Source organism: Labrys sp. ALF-8, assembly GCF_059699065.1.
The window spans coordinates 4,239,520-4,259,528 of sequence record NZ_AP048537.1 but is presented as its reverse complement, the minus strand read 5'-3'; the positions used below and the strand labels follow the sequence as shown (position 1 = coordinate 4,259,528).

18 protein-coding genes and 1 tRNA gene are annotated in these 20,009 nt (G+C 64.2%); 5 read left to right on the top strand and 14 right to left on the bottom strand.

Features of this window, described 5'->3' with window-relative positions; genetic code table 11:
- Nucleotides 1–187: 187 nt before the first annotated feature.
- From tdh to AC6H34_RS19440, 12 genes are all read right to left on the bottom strand, one after another.
- Nucleotides 188–1,216, bottom strand: coding sequence for an L-threonine 3-dehydrogenase (gene tdh, locus AC6H34_RS19495; RefSeq protein ID WP_497539804.1), 1,029 nt, complete (start codon nt 1,214–1,216; stop codon nt 188–190).
- On the bottom strand, nt 1,213–2,412 hold the full coding sequence (locus AC6H34_RS19490) for a glycine C-acetyltransferase (RefSeq protein ID WP_497539803.1): 1,200 nt from the start codon (nt 2,410–2,412) through the stop codon (nt 1,213–1,215). Before AC6H34_RS19490 ends, tdh begins: the two co-directional genes overlap by 4 nt.
- Before the next feature lie 170 nt (nt 2,413–2,582).
- Nucleotides 2,583–3,503, bottom strand: coding sequence for a polyphosphate kinase 2 (ppk2, locus tag AC6H34_RS19485; RefSeq protein ID WP_497539802.1), 921 nt, complete (start codon nt 3,501–3,503; stop codon nt 2,583–2,585).
- A gap of 103 nt (nt 3,504–3,606) precedes the next feature.
- The gene (locus tag AC6H34_RS19480; protein ID WP_497539801.1) at nt 3,607–5,205 is read right to left on the bottom strand and encodes a GMC family oxidoreductase; all 1,599 of its coding nucleotides are present in this window, start codon (nt 5,203–5,205) and stop codon (nt 3,607–3,609) included.
- A 68-nt stretch (nt 5,206–5,273) separates the two neighbouring features.
- Complete coding sequence (locus AC6H34_RS19475; RefSeq protein ID WP_497539800.1) at nt 5,274–6,155, bottom strand: metallophosphoesterase; 882 nt, start codon at nt 6,153–6,155, stop codon at nt 5,274–5,276.
- A 195-nt stretch (nt 6,156–6,350) separates the two neighbouring features.
- A complete protein-coding gene (locus AC6H34_RS19470; protein WP_497539799.1) occupies nt 6,351–7,244 on the bottom strand; it encodes a metallophosphoesterase in 894 nt (297 codons plus the stop codon).
- 180 nt (nt 7,245–7,424) lie between these two features.
- Nucleotides 7,425–8,810: a class II 3-deoxy-7-phosphoheptulonate synthase gene (locus tag AC6H34_RS19465; protein ID WP_448148274.1), complete on the bottom strand. Its 1,386-nt coding sequence runs from the start codon at nt 8,808–8,810 to the stop codon at nt 7,425–7,427.
- Between the two features lie 221 nt (nt 8,811–9,031).
- Complete coding sequence (locus AC6H34_RS19460; protein WP_497539798.1) at nt 9,032–10,231, bottom strand: tetratricopeptide repeat protein; 1,200 nt, start codon at nt 10,229–10,231, stop codon at nt 9,032–9,034.
- Between the two features lie 34 nt (nt 10,232–10,265).
- Nucleotides 10,266–11,627 (bottom strand): glutathione-disulfide reductase, encoded by a 1,362-nt coding sequence (gene gor, locus AC6H34_RS19455; RefSeq protein ID WP_448148276.1) that lies wholly within the window; start codon nt 11,625–11,627, stop codon nt 10,266–10,268.
- A 127-nt stretch (nt 11,628–11,754) separates the two neighbouring features.
- Entirely contained in the window at nt 11,755–12,408 is a 654-nt protein-coding gene (locus AC6H34_RS19450) for a DUF2059 domain-containing protein (protein WP_448148277.1), read from the bottom strand.
- A gap of 20 nt (nt 12,409–12,428) precedes the next feature.
- Nucleotides 12,429–13,127 carry a ribose-5-phosphate isomerase RpiA gene (gene rpiA / locus AC6H34_RS19445; protein WP_448148278.1) on the bottom strand — a complete coding sequence of 233 codons (699 nt, stop codon included), beginning with the start codon at nt 13,125–13,127 and terminating at the stop codon, nt 12,429–12,431.
- A gap of 181 nt (nt 13,128–13,308) precedes the next feature.
- Nucleotides 13,309–13,665 (bottom strand): hypothetical protein, encoded by a 357-nt coding sequence (locus tag AC6H34_RS19440; protein ID WP_448148279.1) that lies wholly within the window; start codon nt 13,663–13,665, stop codon nt 13,309–13,311.
- 180 nt (nt 13,666–13,845) lie between these two features.
- On the opposite strand from AC6H34_RS19440, the gene AC6H34_RS19435 reads away from it, so the two are divergent.
- A complete protein-coding gene (locus AC6H34_RS19435) occupies nt 13,846–14,541 on the top strand; it encodes an HAD family hydrolase (RefSeq protein WP_497539797.1) in 696 nt (231 codons plus the stop codon).
- Between the two features lie 137 nt (nt 14,542–14,678).
- Nucleotides 14,679–14,753, top strand: a tRNA-Val gene (locus tag AC6H34_RS19430).
- A 44-nt stretch (nt 14,754–14,797) separates the two neighbouring features.
- On the opposite strand, the gene AC6H34_RS19425 is transcribed toward AC6H34_RS19430, so the two are convergent.
- Both AC6H34_RS19425 and AC6H34_RS19420 read right to left on the bottom strand, forming a co-directional pair.
- Entirely contained in the window at nt 14,798–15,190 is a 393-nt protein-coding gene (locus AC6H34_RS19425) for a response regulator (protein ID WP_497539796.1), read from the bottom strand.
- A complete protein-coding gene (locus tag AC6H34_RS19420) occupies nt 15,187–15,588 on the bottom strand; it encodes a response regulator (protein WP_448148282.1) in 402 nt (133 codons plus the stop codon). The genes AC6H34_RS19425 and AC6H34_RS19420 overlap by 4 nt, the downstream gene beginning before the upstream one ends.
- Before the next feature lie 273 nt (nt 15,589–15,861).
- Between AC6H34_RS19420 and AC6H34_RS19415 the strand changes: the two genes are divergently transcribed.
- The 3 genes from AC6H34_RS19415 (at nt 15,862) to AC6H34_RS19405 (ending at nt 19,994) form a co-directional block, all read left to right on the top strand.
- Complete coding sequence (locus tag AC6H34_RS19415) at nt 15,862–16,137, top strand: hypothetical protein (RefSeq protein ID WP_448148283.1); 276 nt, start codon at nt 15,862–15,864, stop codon at nt 16,135–16,137.
- Between the two features lie 235 nt (nt 16,138–16,372).
- Entirely contained in the window at nt 16,373–17,662 is a 1,290-nt protein-coding gene (locus tag AC6H34_RS19410) for a glycerate kinase type-2 family protein (RefSeq protein WP_497539795.1), read from the top strand.
- A gap of 469 nt (nt 17,663–18,131) precedes the next feature.
- A complete protein-coding gene (locus AC6H34_RS19405) occupies nt 18,132–19,994 on the top strand; it encodes an ABC transporter ATP-binding protein (RefSeq protein WP_497539794.1) in 1,863 nt (620 codons plus the stop codon).
- Nucleotides 19,995–20,009 lie beyond the last annotated feature (15 nt).

Below are 20,009 nucleotides of genomic sequence, written 5' to 3'. Positions count from 1 at the left end.
CTGGTTTTAACATGCGCCATGAGGCAAGAAAGACCGAGCTACGCGGCGGATTGATAAAAAGTTTCCATGGCTTGTCAATTGGTATTACAAATAGGAACGACCCCACTGCCGTTCCGCCAACAGAAAATCGATTTACCCCCAGCCGACCGCCGTACGCCTGCAACTTTGGCTGGTGGCGGCGCCTCATTCAGCTCCAGTCGAGGACTATCTTGCCGCATTCCCCGCGCGCCATGATCTCGAATCCCTGGAGATAGTCCGCCACCTTCAACCGGTGGGTGATGACGGCACGGACGTCGAGCCCACTCTGCAGCATGGCCAGCATCTTGTGCCAGGTCTCGAACATCTCACGGCCATAGATGCCCTTGATGGTCAGCATCTTGAAGACGATCTTGTTCCAGTCGACGGCGAAGGGCGTGGCGGGAATGCCCAGCATGGCGATCTTCGATCCCATCAGCATCACGTCGAGCATCTGCTGGAAGGCAGCCGGCGCGCCGCTCATCTCCAGGCCCACATCGAAGCCTTCTTTCATCTTCAGGCGGGTCATGACATCGCGCAGATCTTCCGTCGCCACGTTCACCGGCACGATGTCGGCGACACGGGCGGCCAGGTCGAGGCGCACGGGATTGATGTCGGTTATCACCACGTGGCGGGCGCCGGCGTGCCGGGCAACCGCCCCCGCCATGATGCCGATGGGCCCGGCGCCTGTGATCAGCACATCTTCCCCGACGAGATCGAAGGACAAGGCGGTATGCACGGCGTTGCCGAGCGGATCGAGGATGGCGCCGAGTTCGTCGTCGACCTCTTCCGGCAGCGGCACGATGTTGAAGGCGGGCACCTTGACGTATTCGGCGAAGGCACCGGGCATGTTGACGCCGATGCCGCGGGTGTCAGGGTCGAGGTGGAAGCGCCCCGCCCGCGTCGCCCTACTCTTCACGCCGATGACATGGCCCTCGCCCGAGACGCGCTCGCCAACCTTGAGGCTGTGCACGGCCGGACCGATCTCCACGATCTCGCCGGCATATTCGTGCCCGACGATCATCGGCACGGGCACCGTCTTCTGTGCCCAGGCATCCCATTTGTAGATGTGGATATCGGTGCCGCAAATGCCGGTCTTGTGCACCTTCACCAGAACGTCGTTGGGACCCAGGACGGGTGTAGGTTCGTTGTCCGAAAACCAGAGACCGGGTTCCGGCCGGGATTTGACGAGGGCTTTCATGAAATCACTCCAAGCGCCTTGCCGGCGTCAGTGAAGGCGTCGATGGCGAAGTCGATATCGGCATCCGTCAGTCCCGCGGACATCTGGGTGCGGATGCGGGCCTTGCCCCTCGGCACGACGGGAAAGAAGAAACCCGCGACGTAGATGCCGCGCTCGTCAAGCGCCCGCGCCATGTCCTGGGCGCGGCGGGCATCGTGCAGCATCACGGGAATGATCGGCGTCTCGCCCTGGAGGAGTTCGAACCCCGCCTTTTCCAGGCCTGCCCGAAAGCGCCTGGCATTGGTGAACAGCCGCGCGCGGAGATCATCGCCATCCCGGGCGAGGTCGATCGCCTTCATCGAACCGGCCGCGACCGGCGGGGCGAGCGAATTGGAGAAGAGGTAGGGCCTCGCGCGCTGGCGCAGGAGGTCGATGACCGGCTGGCTGGCGGCAACATAGCCGCCCATGGCCCCACCCAGTGCCTTGCCGAGGGTGCCTGTCAGGATGTCGACCTTGTCCTCCACGCCTGCCCTCGCCGGGGTGCCCCGTCCTTCCGGCCCGATGAAGCCGGTCGCATGGCAATCGTCCACCATGACGCTGGCTCCGTAGCGGACGGCAAGGTCCGTGATGGTCTTGAGATCGGCGAGATAGCCGTCCATGGAGAACACACCGTCCGTGGCGATGACGATGTTGCGCACATTGTCCGCCCTGGCCGCCTGGAGTTGCACTTCCAGGTCGTTCATGTCCCCGTTGGCGAAGCGGTAGCGCTTGGCCTTGCACAGGCGCACGCCATCGATGATCGAGGCATGGTTGAGGCTGTCGGACACGATGGCGTCCTCTGCACCGAGCAGCGGCTCGAATACGCCGCCATTCGCATCAAAGCAGGCGGCGAAAAGGATGGCGTCATCCTTCCTGAGATAGCGGGCGATGGCACGCTCGAGGTCGCGATGCAATGTCTGGGTGCCGCAGATGAAGCGCACCGAGGCCATGCCGAAGCCGTGACCGTCCATGGCCGCCTTCGCCGCCGCGATGATCTCAGAATTGTCGGCAAGGCCGAGATAATTGTTGGCGCAGAGGTTGAGCATGGGCCGTTTCCCGCCGCTGGACGCCACCTCGATGCGCGCCCGCTGCGGTCCTGCGATCTCGCGCTCACGCTTTGTGAGCCCGTCCGCCTCGATTTCGGCCAGGGTGGATTTCACATGATCGAGCAGCGACATCGTAGCCTTCCCTCTGGAATCCGAGGGTATCAGGCCTAAGCCAAAACCGGTCGCGCTTCAAATGATGAGACCATGCCAAATGGGCATAGAGGCTGGCGCGGCAGGCATCCCACCCGGCACCAGCCTGCAAGGTGGCAGGGAAGCGTTACGCTCCCTGCCCTCGAAGCATCTCAATACACCTTCGGCACGTGCATTTCTGACGGCACGGGATGGCGCACATAGTCCTCGTGGCGCTCACGCGGCGGCAGGATCACAGGGGGATGTTCGACGTCGGCGTACTCGATCTGCGAGAGGAGATGATTGATGCAGTTGAGGCGGGCTCGCTTCTTGTCCACAGCCTCGACCACCCACCACGGAGCCTCCGGAATGTGGGTACGTTCGAGCATGACTTCCTTGGCACGGGTGTAGTCTTCCCAGCGGCGGCGCGATTCCACATCCATCGGGCTGAGCTTCCACTGCTTCAGCGGGTCGTGGATGCGCATGTTGAAGCGGAACTCCTGCTCCTCGTCTGTGATCGAGAACCAGTACTTGAGCACGATGATGCCAGCGCGCGCGAGCATCCGCTCGAATTCTGGCACCGAGCGGAAGAACTCCTCGTATTCCTCGTCGGAGCAAAAGCCCATCACATGCTCCACGCCCGCGCGGTTGTACCAGCTGCGGTCGAAGAGCACCATTTCACCGCCGGCCGGCAGATGGGCGACGTAACGCTGGAAATACCACTGCGTGCGCTCGCGCTCGCTCGGAGCCGGAAGTGCCGCGATGCGGCACACGCGGGGATTGAGGCGCTGGGTGATGCGCTTGATCACGCCGCCCTTGCCTGCGGAGTCGCGGCCTTCGAAGATCACAACGACGCGCAGCTTCTGGTGCTGGATCCAGTTCTGCAGGCGGACGAGTTCGTGCTGCAGGCGGAAGAGTTCGCGGAAATAGACCTTGCGGTCCATCGTATCCGTTTCCTTGAACTCCGGCATCTCGGCGAGGATGTGGTCGAGGCGGGCCTCTTCCAGTTCAAGCTCCAGTTCCTCGTCGTAACCGTCCGCGATTTCCTGATGGATACGATCGAGATCAGGGTTGGTCTCATCGGGCAAGGTCATGGAAAGCTCCTGCAGAAGACTTGGTGGGCGTCGGGCGATATTCGCCCACACTGCGATGATGGCCCTATTGCAGGATTATATCACCTATATGACGAGCCTCGTTTCAGCCCTGGCCGAGCCACTCCGCCGCGCGATGCGCAATCGCCATCGCCGGGGCATTGGTGTTGGCGCTCACGATTTCCGGCATCACCGAACAGTCGAACACGCGCAGCCCTTCGATGCCACGAACCCTGAGCCTGGAGTCGAGGACCGCTCCGGGATCGTCGTCGCGCCCGATGCGCGCAGTGCCGACCGGATGGTAGTTGGTCTTCACCATGCGCTTGCAATGTGCGTGCAGGTCGGCGTCGCTGACCTTGTCCGCTCCCGGCAGCATCTCGCGCGAGATCTTCTCCTTGATCGGCGAGGCGGTAAGGAAGCTGCGCGCGAAGCGGACGCCGGCGATCATCAGGCGGATGTCCTCGGGATCCTTCAGAAAGCCGCCATCGACGATGGGCAGGTCGAACGGATCGGCCGAACGGAGCTTCACGGTACCGCGTGATTTCGGCCGGAGCAGACAAGTGGTGAAGGTAACGCCGTCGCATGCCTTTACGTCCGTGATGTCTCGGTCGAGATACACGGTCGGCACGCAGTAGATCTTGAGGGACGCATCCGCCGAGGGGTCATCGGGGTTCGTGAAGACGCAGGCCTCCACGCCGGTCGTGGTGACCGGGCCCTTCTTGAAGAGCAGATATTCCAGGCCGTTGCGGATCATGTTCCAGCCCTTGTCCTGGCCGAAATAGCCGTATCGGCCGTTGGAGGCGGCTATGAGCGGCACCTCGCAATGGTCCTGCAGGTTCTCGCCCACGCCCGGCAGGTCTACCACCGGCTTGATGCCATGGCGCCCGAGCTGGTCCGCAGGGCCGATGCCGGACAGCATCAGGAGCTTTGGGGTGACGTAGGTTCCGGCGGCGAGGATCACCGTCGCGGCATGCGCCTTCTGGGTCTTGCCCCCCACCACATATTCGACCCCCGTGCAGCGTCCCTTCTCGATGAGCAGCCGCGTGACGACCGCCTCGGTCGTCACGCTCAGTCGTTCATCGTCCCTGACCAGCGGCAGGAAGGCGTCGACAGCGCTGCAGCGGCGCTTGGTGGCGGGGTCCATCGTGCCCTGCATCAGGCCCACGCCGCGCTGACGCCCGGAGTTGAAATCCGGGTTGAGAGGCTCTCCCAGGCTCGGCAGGGCCTGCAGAAAGGCCCGCGTCATCTCGCAGGTGTGAAACGGCCGCGCGACCTTCAGCGGCCCCTTGGTCCCGTGCGCGGGGGTGTCGAGATCGGTATTGCCCTCCATGGCGATGAAGTGCGGGAGGATTTCGGCATAACTCCAGCCGTCTGCGCCGTAGTTCCGCACCCAATTGTCGTAATCCGAGGGCTGTCCGCGCATGTAGACCATGGCGTTGACGGAGGAACCGCCGCCCAGCACCCGCCCTTGCGGGACGATGGTGGCGCGCCCGTCGAGCTGGGGCTGGCGCTCCATCCTGTGCATGGTCAGATAGGTATCCTTGGCGAGGTATTTCATGTAGCCGGCGGGCATATGCATGATTGGGTTCATGCGTGCAGGCCCTGCCTCGAGCATCAGCACCCGCTGGCCGAGATCGCGCACCAGCCGCATCGCGGTTACGCAGCCCGAAGAGCCGCCGCCAACGATGATGGTGTCGTAATTCATGGCCCGCACTCCAGAGCATTTGTCTGACGAGTTCGTTGTCTTTCACAACTTTATCGGGGGCGCAATCACTAAGCGAGCGGAGGCGAACTTGCCCCCAGCGTGATCAGGACGATCTCAGGGGGCACCCCGAAGCGGATGGGGATACCGGAGGTTCCAAGCCCGCCTGAGACGACCAGGTGCCGATCGTTCTCGACGATATGGCCATAGCGAAAGCGCGAGCCGAAGCGCGAAGGCACCACCAGCGGTCCGTAGCCCGGGATGAGGACCTGCCCTCCATGGGTATGGCCGCTTACCGTCAAGGCGACGCGATCGGGCACATCCACGAAGATGTCCGGCTCATGGGCAAGCAGAATGGCCGGGGCGTCGTCGCCAATCCGGGCGAGCGTGCCGGGCAGGTCGTCATAGCCGAGATGCGAGTTCCAGCGCCCGCCATCGCCATACTGGTCACCGAGGCCGAGCAGCCAGAACGGTTTTCCGTCCTTGACGATGCGGCGGGCTGCATTCTCCAACACCGGGATGCCATGCGAGGTGAAGCCGCGGCGGACATTCTCGCCGCCATTGGTGGCAACGTCATGATTGCCGAGAACGGCATATGCACCCAGCGGAGCCTGCAGCCTCGACAGCGCCCGTCCGCAATCATCCATCGAGACCCACGAGCCGATCTTGAAGCGAGGCATGCTGGCCTCATAGTCTCCCGCAAGCAGGACGATGTCGGGGCGCTGCATGTTGGTGGCGTGCACGATGCCGTCGACATGGTCCGGCGTCATCCAGGGGTTGATCGCATGAATATCGGCGATAACGGCGATCTTGAGCTCGAGATCGGCGGGCCATTGCCGAGGGGTGACGTGGTAGTGCGTAACGACGAGGCGCTGAGGCTCGGCGAGAGCATAGCCGCCGAACAGGAAGGGCGTGGCAAGACCGGCCTTGAGAAGATGGCGTCTGGTAATCATTCAACATTCCAGTGGGCGGCCCGAGGTCCCGAAGACCAGCAAGGCCACTGCAATCCAACCGTTTCCTCGCGGCAATTCCGAGGCAGACTTATGCAAGAGCCGTGGAAAGGTAAGCGCAACCGCTATGAGAGCACACCATGCGTGACATCATGGCAACGATATTGGGCGTCATATTCGCCATGTCGGAGGGCGACCTTACGCCGCAGCCGCCTCTGGAGAATCGACTGTGATCAGCACGATCTCGGGCGGCACGCCGAAGCGGACCGGGATGCCGGTCATGCCCAGCCCGGCGGAAATCACGAGATGCCGGCCGTCCTCGACGACCAGTCCATAGGCATAGCGCCGCCCATAGCGAGACGGAATCGAGCGTGGGCCGTAGAATGGAATGCTGACCTGACCGCCATGGGTATGGCCGCAGACGGCCAGGGCGATGCGCCTCGCGTGATCGAGACGCGGAAGTTCCGCGAAGATGTCGGGTTCATGCGCGAGGAGAATGGCAGGACCGTCATCCCTTACTTGCGCCAGCGTGGCCGGCAGATCATCGAGCCCGATGCCCCCGCGCCCGCGCCATTGATCGCCGAGACCAAGCAGCCAGAAGGAGCTGCCACCTTTTTCGAGCCGCAGCGCCCGGTTTTCCATGACCGGAATCCCCCTCGCGGGAAACGCTCGCCGGACGCTTTCGCCCCAATTGCCGCGCCGTCCAAGGTCATGGTTGCCCAGGACGGCGTGTACGCCGAGCGGCGCAACGAGGATGGACAGCGCCTCCGCGCAATCTTCCATCGAGACATAGGATCCGACGCCGTAGGGCGGCATGCTGGCCACGTAGTCTCCCGCCAGAAGGATGATGTCGGGCTTCAGGGCGTTGGTCGCCGCCGCGATACGGGCGATGTGTGCCTGGCTCATCCAGGGGTTCATGGCATGGAGATCGGACAGCACGGCGATACGCAACCGCAAGCCGCCCGGCCACGAGCCCGGCGAGATGCGATAGGACGTCACGACCAGCCGCTGGGGCTCGACGGCGAAGGCATAGCCGCCGAACAGAAAGGGCGTCGAGAAAAAGGCGGAGAGGAAATTTCGGCGGGAGAACATGCGCGGTCCGGAGCGTTGCTTTGACGGAACCGATGCTCTCCCAGGAGCGTGACGTGGCGACGATGAAGATATGCAGAATCGGCGGAAAGTCGGTGTCGAGGATGTGCCGGCCTCACAGCCGGCGCCACCTTTCATCACTTCGGCTCGTTCACGCCGATCGCCGCATCGGCATGGCGGATCTCATTCCGCCGCGATGATGCTCGGCTTCGCCTGGCCGGAACGTTCCTTCTTCACCAGGTCCGCCACCATGAACGCAACTTCGAGCGCCTGGTCCGCATTGAGCCGGGGGTCGCAGTGCGTGTGGTAGCGGTCCGCGAGATCGGCTTCGCTGACGGCACGCGCGCCCCCCGTGCATTCCGTGACGTTCTTGCCGGTCATCTCCAGATGGAGGCCGCCGGCATAGGTGCCCTCGGCTTCATGCACCGCGAAGAAGCTCTTGATCTCGCCGGTGACCTGGTCGAACGGCCGCGTCTTGTAGCCGTTGGCGGCCTTGACGGTGTTCCCGTGCATCGGATCGCAGGACCACACGACGGTGCGGCCCTCGCGCTTCACGGCGCGGATCAGTTCCGGAAGATGCTGCTCGACCTTGTCATGGCCGAAGCGTGCGATGAGCGTCAGGCGGCCGGCCTCGTTCTCGGGGTTCAGCACGTCGATCAGCTTGATCAGTTCGTCCGGCTTGAGCGACGGGCCGCATTTCAGGCCGATCGGGTTCTTGACGCCCCGGAAGAACTCGACATGCGCGTGGTCGAGCTGGCGGGTGCGATCACCGATCCAGATGAAGTGGCCAGAGGTGGCATAGGGATCGCCCGAGGTGGAATCGACGCGGGCCATCGCCTGCTCGAAGCCGAGCAGCAGCGCCTCGTGGCTGGTGTAGAAGTCCGTCACCCGCATTTCGGGATGCGACTCGGGATCGATGCCGCAGGCGCGCATGAAATCGAGCGTCTCGGTGATGCGGCCGGCGAGCGCCTGGTATTTCGAGCTCTGCGGCGAATCCTTGACGAAGCCGAGCATCCACTGATGCACATGGGCGAGGTTGGCATAGCCACCGCCCGCAAAGGCGCGGAGGAGATTGAGCGTGGCCGCCGACTGGCGGTAGGCCTCGAGTTGCCGGCGCGGATCGGGGATGCGCGCCTCGGCAGTGAACTCGGTGCCGTTGACGATGTCGCCGCGATAGACCGGCAGCTCGACATCGCCGATCTTTTCCATGGGGGACGAGCGCGGCTTGGCGAACTGGCCGGCGATGCGGCCGATCTTGACGACCGGCGAGGAGCCCGCGAAGGTGAGCACCACGGCCATCTGAAGGAAGACGCGGAAGAAGTCGCGGATGTTGTCGGCGCCATGCTCGGCGAAACTCTCGGCACAGTCGCCCCCCTGCAAAAGGAAGGCCTCGCCCTTGGCGACCTTGGCAAGTTCGCGCTTGAGCTTGCGGGCTTCGCCGGCGAAGACCAACGGCGGGAAAGTGGCCAGTGTCGCCTCGACCTCGCCGAGCGCCTTTTCGTCGGGATAGGCCGGCGCCTGCTGGATCGGCTTGGAACGCCAGCTCTGCGGTGTCCAACGCTCGGACATGGTCTTCTTCCTGTTCTCTGGCGCGATACCCATGGCACCGGCGCCGACGTCGCTTCTACAGCCGGCCTGTCCGGCGAAGGCGCGTTCTATACGCGCCTGCCGTTCAGAAAACCAGCCTAAAGCTGTGATTTGGCGCCTTGCCGCCCGCCAGTGAAATTCACCGGCCGATCGGGAGCGGCAGGCGAGGCAGCGAGGCCCAGCCGCCCCGGCTCACCCTTGCGTCAATTCTGCCGTCCGCCCAGCACCCGGATCGCCCGCAGCGTCTCCCGGTTCAGATCGCCGTTGATCTTGCCGCCATAGAGGCCACGATCGGCCAGGATCGACTGGATTGCCATGCGTGTATCGGAATTCCATCCCCCCCAATGGTTGGTGAGTTGGTCGAATGTGTAATCGTTGCCGGCAGCCAGCGCCCGCACCATCCACTGGGCTGCCGCGCGGCTGTCCCTCTGCACACCGCGACCATTGGCATAGGCGAAGGCAAGCCCCGCCATCCCGTCCGTGTTCCCGCGATCGGCCGCCTGCTGATAGTAGGTGACCGATTTCGCCTCATCCTTCGGTACGCCCGAGCCATCGAGATAGGCCACGGCGAGCTTGACTAGGGCATCATCATCGCCATGGTCCGCCGCCTGCTGGAGCAGGGCCGCGGCCCTCGCTTCGTCCTTGGGCACTCCTTGTCCCTGCTGGTAGAGCAGGGCGAGGTTGCGGGCGGCAACGGGATCGCCCTTGTCCGCCGCGACCTCGAACTGGCGGGCGGCTTCGGCATAGTCCTGCGGCACGCCTTCGCCGTCGCGATAGAGAAAGCCGAGGTTGACGTTGGCCGCCACCAGCCCCTGTGCGGCGGCCTGCCGGTAGAGTTGCACGGCCTGCGCCGTATCCACGGGCGCGCCCCTTCCCGTCTGATACTGGAAGGCCAGCGAATTGAGGCAGTCGGCATCGCCCCTGTCGGCGCAAAGCTTGAAGAGGCGGTTGGCCTCCGTGTCGTCGCGAGGCGTGCCGATACCGTCGCGCTCGCGCACGCCGGCCGAAAAGGCCGCGATCAGGCTGCCGAGCTCGGCGGCCCTGCGGTAGGACTTCAGCGACGCCAGATCGTCGCCCATCTTCTCCTGGCTGCGCCCGAGCTGGTAGTAGAACCGCCCCACGGTGGGAAAGCGCGCGACCGCGTCCTCGCATTTGGAGATGGCCTGCGCCCCGTCCAGGCTGTCGAACGGCACCCCGTCGGCGGTTTTCTGGCTGTCCTCGGGGCTTGCCGCGATGCGGTCGCAATCGGTCACTGGTTCGGAACTGGCAGGCTTTGCCGGCTCGGCCCAGAGCGGCGGCACATGCTTGCCATGCGGCGGCGTGAGATTGAGCGCCGCAACCTGCTGGGGTTGCAGGACAAGGCCGATCATCAGGAAAACGAAGACTGCCGAAGCCGTCCGCATCACGCCATCTCCGGAGCCACGAGCCCGAAAATCCTCAGCGCACCGGCGTGCGCAGAGTCACCAGTTCCTCGGCAGCGGTAGGATGCAGCGGCATGGTGGCGTCGAAATCGGCCTTCGTCGCGCCCATCTTGACGCTGATGGCCAGGAGCTGCGCCATTTCCGCAGCGCCGTCGCCAACGATATGCACGCCGAGCACCTTGTCGCTCGTCTTGTCGACCACGAGCTTCATGAACACCCGGTCGGCGCTGCCCGACAGGGTCGCCTTGATCGCGCGGAACGACGTCTGAAAGATCGAGATACCGCCACCGCACTCGGCCCGCGCTTCCTCCTCCGACAAGCCGACCGTGCCCACTTCGGGTGTCGAGAAGACCGCGCTCGGCACCAGGCGATGATCAGCGAGCCATGGCTTGTTGCCGAACACCGTATCGGCGAAGGCGTGGCCCTCGCGGATGGCGACCGGCGTGAGGTTGATTCGGTTCGTGACGTCGCCCACGGCCCATATCTGCGGCGCGGTGGTGCGAGATTGATCGTCGACGGCGATCGCGCCGGCGGCGTTCACTTCGACCCCTGCGCTCTCCAGGCCGAGCCCCTCCGTGTTCGGCCGGCGGCCCGTGGCGATCATCACCTCCCCGACCGTGCGCGACTGGCCGTTGGAGAGGATAACCTTCCTGCCACCTGCCGCGTCCGCCTCGATGGCGGCGATGTTCGTTCCCACGATTATCTCGATGCCGGCTCCGACCATCGCTTCGGAAACGACCCGCCGTATGTCTCCGTCGAAGCCGCGAAGAATGGTCTCGCCGCGATAGACCAGCGTGATCTTCACGCCGAGGCGCTGCAGCAGACAGGCGAATTCCACCGCGATATAGCCCCCGCCCCAGATCACCATGGCTTCAGGCAGGGACGGCAGGTCGAAAACCTCGTTGGAGGTAATGGCGAGCTCCGCGCCGCGAATAGCCGGTTTCACCGGCCGGCCGCCGGTGGCGACCAGGATCTTGGAGGCGGTGACGATGCGTGCGCCGTCCAGCTGGATCGTATGCGGACCAGTGATCACGGCGCGGCTTGGAAAGGTGACGACCGACGACTTCTCGAGATTGGCCGAATAGGCCCGCTCCAGGCGGGTAATCTCCGTTTCCTTGGCCGCCACCAGCTTGGCCCAGGAAAATTCCGGTTCGGGCACGCTCCAGCCGAAGCCGGCAGCGTCGCGGAAGTCGTCGGCAAAACGGCTCGCCAGCACATAGAGCTTCTTGGGGACGCAGCCACGGATCACGCAGGTTCCGCCTACCCGGAACTCCTCGGCAACCGCCACGCGCGCGCCGTGCGAAGCAGCGATACGGGCCGCTCGAACCCCGCCCGATCCCCCACCGATCACGAAGAGATCATAGTCAAACTGCGACATGGTAGCGCCCGGGGTCGAATATCCTCAAAACGAGGAAACAAGGGAGAGATCGTGAAAGGAAAGCTCAAAGTAAGAAGCGGGATTGATCCGATCAATCCCGCTTCCAGGCAAGGCTGCCATGTCGTTCTCAGGGGTTCTGCGCGGGCGCCTGTGCATTGCCGCCAGCCGGCGCGTCTCCCTGGGCGGAGGGCGTCTCGACGTCGGGGCCGCCGAGCTGGCCGCCGCGTTTCTGCACTTCCTGGCGCAACCGGAGCATGATGCTGTCCTGCAGTTCGCGCGTCCAGTTGCCCACGACGGGAACCGAATCGCGCAGGATGTTCTGCTGTTCCTTCGAGAATTTGGCACCGACAGGCGTCTGGTAGAACGCGACCAGCTGCTTGAGCTCGTCCTCGCTGAACTTGCTCGTGTAGAAGCGGGCGAGGCTCTTGTCGAGGTCGTCGCGCTTCTTGACGAATTCAGGGATGAGCGAGATGGCGGCCTCGTTGATCATGCCGCGCAGCTCCGGCCGCCGGCTGGCATAGATCTGGCTGGCCTGAGTCATGAACTGGGGAATGATGTCGTCGAAACCGGAGGTCAGGCCGGAAGCCTTGAGGAACTGCAGCGCTATGGCGAGTTGCTCGGGGCTCGGCTCTGGCAAATTGGGCGCGCCGGGAGCAGCGGCGGTCGGCACATCGGCTGCCGGCGCCTGGGTCGCATCCTGTGCGAAGGCCGGCAGCGCGGCAGAGCCTGCAAGCAAGCCCGCGACCACGGCCAAGGCACAAATACGGCGTTGACGAAGCATTATGGAACTCCCATCACAAATCAGGCTGGCCCGATGAAGCGGACGCCCGAATTGCCGGCGACATAAGCGCCCTTGGCATATCCGAGAAACAATCCGTGTTCGACGACACCGGGAATGGTGGACAGACCGGCCGCCAGGGCAGCCGGATCAGGAATCTTCTCAAAGTGGCAGTCGAGGATGTGGTGCCCGCCATCCGTGACGAAAACAAGGCCTTCCGGCTTGCTGCGCAGGGTCAATGCACCGGAAAGTCCGAGTTTGGCGGCCACGCGCTGCACGGCGGCCTTGGTAGCCCCGAAGCCGAAAGGTATGACTTCGACCGGCAGCGGAAAATGTCCGAGCGTGGATACCACCTTGGACTCGTCCGCGATGACGATCATGGATCGCGCTGCCGCGGCGACGATCTTTTCCCTCAGCAACGCCCCACCGCCTCCCTTGATCAGGGACAGGTTCGGTCCGATCTCGTCCGCGCCATCGACGCAAAGGTCGAGTTCGGGGGTCTCGTCCAGCGTGGTCAGCGGAATGCCGAGACCCTGGGCCTGGTCATGCGTGAAGTCCGAGGCGGGAACGCAGAGGACGCTCAGCCCCTCCTTCACCTTCTCGCCGAGCAGATCGACGAAATGCTTGGCGGTCGAGCCGTGACCGAGCCCCAGCCGCATGCCGCTCTCGACATGGGCGAGCGCGGCCCGGGCTGCTTCGCGCTTCATGTCGTCAGGGGTCATGGCACAGAGGTCCTCTCCAGAGTCAGGCCGCGTTATAGCGGCTTTACTGCGGTTTGCATCACTTAAGTTTGGATTTTTGGCGCCAGGCCCAGGCTTTTCCGCGCACGCCGCCTTCCGCCACGCCCCTCCGTTTCGGGGCCGACGGCGGAAACCGGCGGGCACCAGGGAAAACGCCTGGATATCACCGGGCCGGCGGCGTGCAGATCACCTGATCCTTCCACACATAGCACACGCTCATCGAGCCCGTGCGCTGTTCCACACGGAACACGGCGCTCTCCTTCTCATGGTTGGAGGCGATCAGCGTATAATCCCCCGGCTCCTGCTTGCCGGCGCCCTCGCCGGGCGGAAAACACAGGGTCACGCCACTGTTGTCCTCCTTCACGCCGTATTGGCAGGCCCCCACCTCCCCGGTGAGACGGTCGACGCGATAGATGCGGTTCAGGTCCTTCTGGGGCGCAGCCACGAAGGCATAGTCGGCAGCCAGGGCAGGGCTGCCGGCAAGAAGAAGGACACCGAGACAGAAAGAACGGATCATCATGGGGCGGCTCATCTCAAAAGGAACGGGCTGCACTGACGCCTCGATGAGGCTAAGAATTGAACGAATCGGGGCAGCAAAGCTATCCCGAATCGCAGGAGCTTCGAGCGACCGCTTGCCACCCGCTCGTGGCAATTTCCAGACAAGCCCCGAATTTGGCGAACCGATCGGAGAGAATGGCGCATGCGGCCGCAGACAGTGATTTTCGATCTCGATGGTACTTTGGTCGACAGCGCGCGCGACCTCATGGGCACGCTGAATTTCATCCTGACCCGGGAAGGTACTCCTGCCTTGCCGGTGGAGAAAGCCCATAGCCTGCTCGGCGCGGGCGCGCGCGCCCTGCTCGAACGCGGCTTCGCCGCCAATGGCGAGATGGTCGAAGCGGCGCGCATGGACCTGCTCTATCGTGACTTCCTCGACCACTACAACGAACACCTCGCCGACGAGACCGTCGCGTTCGACGGCGTGGAAGCGGCCCTGGCGACGCTGAAATCCCGCGGCTTCATCCTCGGCGTCTGTACCAACAAGATGACGTCCCATTCGGTTCGGCTGCTGGAGGCGCTGCAGTTGTCCTCCTATTTCGGGGCGATCTGCGGCCGCGATGCCTTTACCTGGTTCAAGCCCGACGCCAGGCACCTCACGCTGTCCATCGAGGCAGCCGGCGGCGACCCTGCAAACGCCATCATGGTGGGAGATTCCAGGACGGACGTCGACACGGCGATCAACGCCGGCCTGCCTTCGATCTGCGTGGACTTCGGCTATACCGACGTCCCCGCCGTCAAGCTCGGCGCATCGCGTGTGATCTCGCATTTCGACGACCTCATACCGGCAGTCGACGCCATCAATGCCTCGCAACCGAGGAGCGCCTCGGCATCCTGACCGCCGGAAAAGCGTCGTCAGGGGCTTGCCTGCCACACAGGCGGGCCCTTTTCGCTTTTCGGTGACGATCACGATATTTGACGCGACAATCGCTTGACAGCGCGCCCCGCTTTATACAAATAGGCGCTTCCCTTCGGGGGCGCGTAGCTCAGCGGGAGAGCACTCCCTTCACACGGGAGGGGTCACAGGTTCAATCCCTGTCGCGCCCACCATCCTTCCCAATCCATGACGAATATCAGCCGGGCGTTGCGCCTGCTCAACTGTCTCGCTTGTCCCGTTCGCGGGCCGCCATCAGTCGCTTGATGTGCTGGAGGACGAGCTGGTGGTCGTAGGGCCTGCCGAGGGCGGGTCCCTGCTCGCAGAGGTCGCCGGCCTTCTCGGCGGCCTTGGCGGGCGTGCCTGTCAGAACGACGTCGCAGCCGGCCATCTCGCTTCGCACCCAGGCTGCCAGTTCGAACCCCGATCGATCGCCGCCGCTGATGTCGATCATGACGACCCGAATGGTAATGCTGCCATCTTCGAGGACCTGGCGCGCCTCCGCCACGGCGCTTGCCTCCACTACCCGATAGCCGCATTCGCGCAGATATTCGGCGAGAGGGCTGCGGATGAGAATATCCGCCTCGACGATAAGGATCGTGGCTTCGCTCAAGGTCGTCCTCCGGTCGGCGACACGCCGAGCGTCAGGCAGATCGCCCTCACCACGTGGTCCATGTCATAGGGCTTGGGCATGAATTCACCAATTCCCTCGCCCCCTTTCGGCCCAGCATTGCCGGAGGTGATGATGATGGGAAGGAGCGGGTTCTGGTCGCGCAACTGACGCGCCAGTTCGAGCCCGTTCATCGTGCCCGGCATCTGGATGTCGGTGAAGATGAGGTCCACCATCCCGGCCGTCTTCAGATAGGCCAGCGCCTCGTCCGCGCACGCCGCCTCCACGACGGTGAGCCCGGCGGTCCTGAGTTCGTCGGAGAGGATTGCGCGGATCAATGCCTCATCCTCGACCACGAGTATGCTTGGCTTTCCACGCCGGGGTTCGGATTGGGGCACCATAGGCGAGTAGTTCTCCGAGGTTGCCTTGAAACCCGCGAAAGAGGCCTGAGTTCCGGTTGCATCGGAAAATCAAGCCGAGCCGCTAGACTTCAGGCCCCAAGATCTTCCGAACCGTTTTGGGTTCGTCCCTCGCGCGGTTTCTAATGGCATGCAGGCGGCACCGCACCATGGCCTCACGACAAAAGAAAAAAACCGTAGAATCCAGAGCGAGCATTAAGGAACTTTCCGCCTGACATTGCGTTCCAAAGTGCATTCCAATGTGGAGGAACTCCCATGAAAGTTCTTTTGGCCGCCGCCATCGTCGCAGGCGCTACATTTGTTTCCGTGGGGCCGAGTGCAGCGATGCCCCTGGCGCCGCAGGACAGCCCATCGCTGGCGCAGACAGTCCGCGACAGCACGTGCAACGCCCCTCAACGCAACGCGCGCTGCAAATGGTACGGTATGCCGGGCGTCCACAAGGGACCGCATTGGCTTCGACAGTCCCAGCCGGGGCGGCATCATCATCACTATCATCACAAACATCATACCTATGTGAAGCATCCCTCCTAGCCCATGGGGCGAAGTCCGGGAGGAGGGCTTCGCTGTGGAGGAAACTCGCGAAAGGCCGGCATTCGCAAGAGTGCCGGCCTTAGCCTTTTGGGCGACGCTCTTCCCATTCGCATGGAGCCCGCCCGTCCTCTCGCGCCGTGCGAAAATGATTTCCAGAAAATGCGATGGACGGGCTGGTCCGATCCCGCTTCGATGGAGTAATGCCAGATGGCAACCGAGGGAGCCTGACCATAACATGCCGGATCGCGCTGATGCCCGCCGTACCGTTCTCGACGCCATCTTCACGGGAGCGGTGGCAGCATCCCATCCGGCGAGCTTCCTCCCCCCCCTTCTGCCGCCCCTGCCCGAGAACGGACGCCTGGTGATCATTGCGGCCGGCAAGGCCGGCGGCAGCATGGCCGAGATCGCGGAAGATCACTATGCGGGGCTTGGCATACCGCCGGAACGCATCAGCGGGGTTGCCGTTGCCCGCCACGGCTATGGCCGCCCGCTCAGATCGATCCCGATGATCGAAGCCGGCCACCCCGTGCCCGACGCGGGCAGCGTGGAAGGAGCCCGGCGCGCATTGGAAGCGGCGCGTTCCGCCGGACCGAACGATCTCGTCCTCGTCCTGCTGTCGGGTGGCGCATCGGCCAACCTCGTTGCGCCGGCAGGCGACCTCACCCTCGACGACAAGCGCGCCATCACCCGGCACCTGCTGCGCTCGGGCGCCGCGATCGGCGAGATCAACGTGGTTCGCAAGCGTCTCTCCCGCATCAAGGGCGGCAGGCTGGCCCAAGCCGCCCATCCGGCCCGCGTGCTGACGCTCGCCGTTTCCGATGTTCCCGGTGACGACCCAGCCATCATCGGATCCGGACCGACCGTTCCCGATCCGGCCAGCAATGCCGATGCCCTTGCCATCGCCGATCGTTTCGCTACGCCCCTGGGTGCCGCGCGCCGCCTCTTCGAGGACGAAGCCAACGAAACGCCAAAGCCGGGAGACCCGGTGTTCGCCAACAACGAATTCCGCATCGTGGCTACTCCGGCCCAGATGATCGCCGCGGCCGCCGATATTGCCGCGAGGCACGGCTATGAGCCGGTGGTGCTCGGTGCCAATGTCGAGGGCGAAGCGCGTGCCGTTGCCGCCGAGCAGGCGAAGCTAGCCAGGGAGTTGAAGGCTGCCGGGCGGAAGGCGGCCCTGATCTCCGGCGGCGAACTCACGGTAACCATCGCCGGCAAGGGCCGCGGCGGGCCCAACCAGGAGTTCAGCCTCGCTCTTGCCCTGGCACTCGCCGGAGAGGCCGGCATCAGCGCCCTCGCCGCCGACACCGACGGTACGGATGGCGGCGGCGGCCTCGCAACCGATCCGGCCGGCGCCATCGTCGATCCGAGCACCCTCGCCCGGGCCGTTGCGAAGGGCATCGATCCGCAGGCCTATCTCGACGACAATGATTCAACGGGTTTCTTCGAAGCCATCGGCGACCTCGTCGCTCCCGGGCCGACCTTCACCAATGTGAACGACCTGCGGGTGATCCTGGTAGGATGAGTGCGGGTGGCATGGTGGTCTGAGACCCCCATCCACTTTTCCCGCACAACGCCAGTAGCAGGGTGTCATTCCAGTCCCTTTCCTCACCTGCAAGGGGATATCTGGACAACCCTTTCCGTCGCTCGGCCTTGCGTCCCGCACCCTTCACGACCTGCCTCGACCAGGTCGGAGCCAGACTCGAATTCGTCGAGTGCGGCACGAAAATGGCCGCCTCGCCTGGCGCGCTGCCAGCAATTCCAGCCGCCGGGTCGGGGCCTGCGGCCCGATCACCCGCCACGGTATGACGCGCGAACCCCTTCAAAGCCTGGAACTTCTCCGTCCGGTCGGCGCGGCGTCCTCGTGAACACCGATGCCCGCCGGCCCCGAGCGGCCATTCACAATCCCCTGCCCCACCATCATTTTGACCCAAGGCTGTCGCCCTGTAGCGTTGCCGACACCAGCTGAGTCTCCGTCAGGATCACCTTTGCAAATGCCTTCTCGCCTGTTCCGGTATCTGGAAAGCCGCATCGACGTCTTCGCCCCGTTCGACGAACATGAAACGCCGCCGACCGGCGTGTGGCGCTTCATGTGGCATCATCTGAAGGTGGTGAAGGGCTGGCTCGTCGCGATCATGGCGATCGAACTGGCCTTCAGCGCCATCGAAGCCTCGATCTACCTGATGGTCGGCTGGTTCGTGGACCTGCTGAACAAGCGTACGCCCGAAACCATCTTCCAGGACTACGGATGGCAGCTCGCCGGCGCTGCCCTGCTCATCCTGGTGCTGCGCCCGGTGCTCTTCTTCCTTGTCCAGCTCGTCACCAACCAGATCGTGGTGCCGCCCCTCACCAACCAGATCCGCTGGCGCAACCATGTCTACACGCTCGGCCACTCGCTGACCTATTTCCAGAACGATTTCGCCGGACGGCTCTCCGCGCGCGTGATCCAGGCAGGTCAGTCCATCCGCTCGGCCGCCGTCGCGATGATCGGCGATCTCTGGTACGGCATCATCTTCGCCTCCGTGACCATCGGCTTCTTCGGCTCCGTGAGCTTCTGGCTGGCGATGCCCGTGGTGGTGTGGTTCTTCGCCTACGCCGCGCTGCTGCGCTTCTTCGTGCCACGCGCTCTCGAGCGTTCCGAAGCCAACTCGCTCGGCCGTTCCTCGGCCACCGGCCGCATCGTCGATTCCTATACCAACATCCTCACCGTGAAGCTGTTCGCCCGCGGCGACCTGGAGCGATCCGCGGTGCGAGACGCACTCAAGCGCTGGAACGAGGCTTTCCTCGCGCTCCAGCGCCTGATCCTCGGCACCACCTTCCTCCTGCAGATCCTCAACAGCCTGCTGATCGTATCGACGGCCGGAATCACCCTGCTCCTGTGGACGCGCGGCGAGATGACCGGCGGCATCGGCGCTGCGGGGATCGCGCTTGTGCTGCGGCTCGTACAGCTCTCGGGCTGGCTGATGTATCTCGTGCGGGACGTCTTCGACAATATCGGCACGGTGCAGGAAAGCATGCTCACCATCGCCAAGCCGCATGATCTCGTCGACGACCCCGATGCCAGGACGCTCAGCGTGCCGCACGGCGAGATCGTGTTCGACCATGTGCGCTTCGGCTATGGCGCAAATCCGGTGTTCGAGGATCTTTCGCTGACCATCCGGCCGGGCGAGAAGATCGGCATCGTCGGCCCCTCCGGCGCCGGCAAGTCGACGCTGGTGAACCTGCTGCTGCGGCTCTACTCGATCCAGGGCGGACGCATCCTGATCGACGGCCAGGACATCGCCCATGTCACGCAGGACAGCCTGCGCCGCCAGATCGGGGTGGTGACGCAGGACAATTCCCTGCTGCACCGCTCCATCCACGACAACATCGCCTATGGCCGCACCGAGGTGGACCGCGAAGCCATCGAGGAAGCGGCCCGCCAAGCCGCCGCGCACGAATTCATCATCGGCCTGGGCGACCAGGACGGGCGCGCCGGCTATGAGTCCCGGGTCGGCGAACGCGGCGTGAAGCTCTCCGGCGGCCAGCGTCAGCGCATCACCATCGCGCGCGTCCTGTTGAAGGATGCCCCGATCCTGGTGCTCGACGAGGCGACCTCGGCACTCGATTCCGAGGTGGAGGCGGCCATCCAGGGCCAGCTGAAGCAGCTCATGCGGCGCAAGACCGTCCTTGCCATCGCCCATCGCCTTTCGACCATCGCCGAACTCGACCGCCTGATCGTGCTGGACCGAGGCAGGATCGTGGAGGAGGGCCGGCACGAGGAGCTGATCGCCAAGGGCGGGCTCTACGCGCGGCTCTGGAGCCGCCAGTCGGGCGGCTTCCTGGCGCTGGAGGATGGCGCAGCGGCTGCCGAGTAGGCCTCCCAGGAAGAA

Excerpts from the sequence above, each read along its gene's own strand:
- tdh (WP_497539804.1), bottom strand. The coding sequence starts at position 1,216 with ATGAAAGCCCTCGTCAAATCCCGGCCGGAACCCGGTCTCTGGTTTTCG.
- AC6H34_RS19490 (WP_497539803.1), bottom strand. The coding sequence starts at position 2,412 with ATGTCGCTGCTCGATCATGTGAAATCCACCCTGGCCGAAATCGAGGCG.
- ppk2 (WP_497539802.1), bottom strand. The coding sequence starts at position 3,503 with ATGACCTTGCCCGATGAGACCAACCCTGATCTCGATCGTATCCATCAG.
- AC6H34_RS19480 (WP_497539801.1), bottom strand. The coding sequence starts at position 5,205 with ATGAATTACGACACCATCATCGTTGGCGGCGGCTCTTCGGGCTGCGTA.
- AC6H34_RS19475 (WP_497539800.1), bottom strand. The coding sequence starts at position 6,155 with ATGATTACCAGACGCCATCTTCTCAAGGCCGGTCTTGCCACGCCCTTC.
- AC6H34_RS19470 (WP_497539799.1), bottom strand. The coding sequence starts at position 7,244 with ATGTTCTCCCGCCGAAATTTCCTCTCCGCCTTTTTCTCGACGCCCTTT.
- AC6H34_RS19465 (WP_448148274.1), bottom strand. The coding sequence starts at position 8,810 with ATGTCCGAGCGTTGGACACCGCAGAGCTGGCGTTCCAAGCCGATCCAG.
- AC6H34_RS19460 (WP_497539798.1), bottom strand. The coding sequence starts at position 10,231 with ATGCGGACGGCTTCGGCAGTCTTCGTTTTCCTGATGATCGGCCTTGTC.
- gor (WP_448148276.1), bottom strand. The coding sequence starts at position 11,627 with ATGTCGCAGTTTGACTATGATCTCTTCGTGATCGGTGGGGGATCGGGC.
- AC6H34_RS19450 (WP_448148277.1), bottom strand. The coding sequence starts at position 12,408 with ATGCTTCGTCAACGCCGTATTTGTGCCTTGGCCGTGGTCGCGGGCTTG.
- rpiA (WP_448148278.1), bottom strand. The coding sequence starts at position 13,127 with ATGACCCCTGACGACATGAAGCGCGAAGCAGCCCGGGCCGCGCTCGCC.
- AC6H34_RS19440 (WP_448148279.1), bottom strand. The coding sequence starts at position 13,665 with ATGATGATCCGTTCTTTCTGTCTCGGTGTCCTTCTTCTTGCCGGCAGC.
- AC6H34_RS19435 (WP_497539797.1), top strand. The coding sequence starts at position 13,846 with ATGCGGCCGCAGACAGTGATTTTCGATCTCGATGGTACTTTGGTCGAC.
- AC6H34_RS19420 (WP_448148282.1), bottom strand. The coding sequence starts at position 15,588 with ATGGTGCCCCAATCCGAACCCCGGCGTGGAAAGCCAAGCATACTCGTG.
- AC6H34_RS19415 (WP_448148283.1), top strand. The coding sequence starts at position 15,862 with ATGAAAGTTCTTTTGGCCGCCGCCATCGTCGCAGGCGCTACATTTGTT.
- AC6H34_RS19410 (WP_497539795.1), top strand. The coding sequence starts at position 16,373 with ATGCCGGATCGCGCTGATGCCCGCCGTACCGTTCTCGACGCCATCTTC.
- AC6H34_RS19405 (WP_497539794.1), top strand. The coding sequence starts at position 18,132 with ATGCCTTCTCGCCTGTTCCGGTATCTGGAAAGCCGCATCGACGTCTTC.